Below are 2,601 nucleotides of genomic sequence, written 5' to 3'. Positions count from 1 at the left end.
CGCCGATATCGCCATCGGTTCCTCGCAGCGTTTCGGCGTGCCGGTCGGTTACGGCGGTCCGCACGCAGCCTTCATGTCGGTCAAGGACGCCATCAAGCGCTCCATGCCGGGCCGTCTGGTCGGTGTATCGGTCGATGCACGCGGCAACCGCGCCTACCGCCTGTCGCTGCAGACCCGCGAGCAGCACATCCGCCGCGAAAAGGCCACCTCCAACATCTGCACCGCGCAGGTGCTGCTGGCGGTCATGGCATCGATGTACGGCGTTTTCCACGGCCCACAGGGCATCAAGGCCATTGCCCAGCAGACCCACAAAAAGGCCGTACTGATGGCCAAGGGTCTGGAAAAGCTTGGTTACACCATCGAGCCGGAAACCTTCTTCGACACGATCACCGTTGATGTTGGCCACATGCAGGGCGTCATCATGCGTTCGGCCGTTGCCGAAGGTGTGAACCTGCGCAAGGTCGGCGCGACCAAGATCGGCATGAGCCTTGACGAGCGCACCCGCCCGGCAACGCTGGAAGCTGTCTGGCGTGCCTTTGGTGGCAACTTCGTGGTGGCCGATTTTGAAGCTGACTATCGTCTGCCGAAGGATCTGCTGCGCACCAGCCAGTACATGACGCACCCGATCTTCCACATGAACCGTGCCGAAAGCGAGATGACCCGTTACATCCGCCGTCTTTCGGACCGCGATCTGGCGCTCGACCGTTCGATGATCCCGCTCGGTTCCTGCACCATGAAGCTGAACGCCACAGCCGAAATGCTGCCGATCACCTGGCCTGAGTTCTCCGACATCCATCCGTTTGTCCCGGCCAATCAGGCGCTGGGCTACAAGGAAATGATCGACGACCTCTCCGAAAAGCTGTGCTCGGTCACCGGTTATGACGCCTTCTCGATGCAGCCGAACTCCGGCGCGCAGGGGGAATATGCCGGCCTTCTGACCATTCGCAACTATCACCTTGCCAATGGTGATACGCACCGCGATGTTTGCCTCATTCCAACCTCCGCGCACGGCACCAACCCGGCCTCGGCACAGATGGTGGGCATGAAGGTCGTGCCAATCAAGGTGCGTGAAAACGGCGACATCGACATCGATGACTTCCGTGAAAAGGCAGAGCAGTTCTCGGAAAATCTGTCCTGCTGCATGATCACCTACCCGTCCACCCACGGTGTGTTTGAGGAAACGGTTCGCCAGATCTGCGACATCACCCACAAGCATGGCGGCCAGGTCTATCTCGACGGCGCCAACATGAACGCCATGGTCGGCCTTGCCCGTCCTGGTGACATCGGCTCCGACGTATCGCACCTCAACCTGCACAAGACCTTCTGCATTCCGCATGGTGGTGGTGGTCCTGGCATGGGTCCGATCGGCGTCAAGGCGCATCTGGCACCGTTCCTGCCCGGCCACGTGGCAAGCGATGGTCGCGAAGGTGCGGTTTCCGCTGCGCCATTCGGTTCGCCATCGATCCTGCCGATCTCGTGGAGCTACTGCCTGATGATGGGTGGTGAAGGCCTGACGCAGGCAACCAAGGTTGCCATCCTCAACGCCAACTACATCGCAGCCCGTCTGTCCGGCGCTTACGACGTGCTCTACAAGTCCGAGACTGGCCGTGTGGCACATGAGTGCATCATCGACACCCGCCCGCTGGTCGACAGCTGCGGCGTGACGGTGGATGATGTGGCAAAACGTCTGATCGACTGCGGTTTCCACGCACCGACCATGAGCTGGCCGGTTGCCGGCACGCTGATGATCGAGCCGACAGAATCGGAAACCAAGGCGGAACTCGACCGTTTCTGCGATGCCATGCTAGCCATCCGTGAGGAAGCCCGCGACATCGAAGAAGGCCGCAGTGACAAGCTTAACAACCCGTTGAAAAATGCGCCGCACACGGTGGAAGATCTGGTTGGCGAATGGGATCGCCCTTATTCCCGCGAAAAGGGTTGCTTCCCGCCCGGTGCCTTCCGCATCGACAAATACTGGTCGCCGGTCAACCGCATCGACAATGTCTATGGTGACCGCAACCTCATCTGCACCTGCCCGCCCATGAGCGAATATCAGGAAGCTGCAGAATAACATCGAAAGGCCCGCCTCCGGCGGGCCTTTTGCTTATGGCACATAATCAATTGCCATTAAGTTTGACGCCATCCAACAAACGCAACCGAACGCTTCATTAACAAACGATAAAACAAATATAGCTAATTGTATCCGCAGCATACCTCCCGACGTCCTCCCGCCGCTCTCCTTTACTGTGGATCCCCAAGCAGATGTCTATCCGCCTCAAGCTCATCGCAAGCATATCAATGCTGTCGGCTGCGATTGCCGCCATCGTTGTCGTTTCATTTCTCAGCATCTCCACCATTTCAGAGCGAACCTACTCGCTGGTGGTCGACAGAATTCAGCCTATGGCCCAGCTGAAGATCGTGGCAGATATGTATGCCGTCAATATTGTCGACACCACGCACAAGATTGCCGGCGGCGAAATGACCTGGGAAGAAGGCGCAGCCAGCCTCGCAAGTGCCCTTTCGAACATTGATGCAGCCTGGAAGTCCTACGAGAGCAGCTATATGGCCGATGATGAAAAGCGTCTGGCCGCAGAGTTTGAA

2 protein-coding genes are annotated in these 2,601 nt (G+C 58.6%); both read left to right on the top strand.

Annotated features, from left to right (window positions below; translation table 11 throughout):
* The coding region (gene gcvP / locus RT613_RS23685; protein WP_313618815.1) for an aminomethyl-transferring glycine dehydrogenase at positions 1 to 2,071 on the top strand (2,071 nt) is incomplete at its 5' end.
* Between the two features lie 191 nt (positions 2,072 to 2,262).
* Positions 2,263 to 2,601: MCP four helix bundle domain-containing protein (locus tag RT613_RS23680; protein ID WP_313618814.1), on the top strand; the 339-nt coding region annotated here is incomplete at its 3' end.

Origin of the sequence: Agrobacterium sp. (genome assembly GCF_032092815.1) — a bacterium.
GTDB lineage: Bacteria > Pseudomonadota > Alphaproteobacteria > Rhizobiales > Rhizobiaceae > Agrobacterium.
The sequence above is the reverse complement of the archived record's forward strand: the minus strand, read 5'-3'. Positions and strand labels throughout refer to the sequence as shown.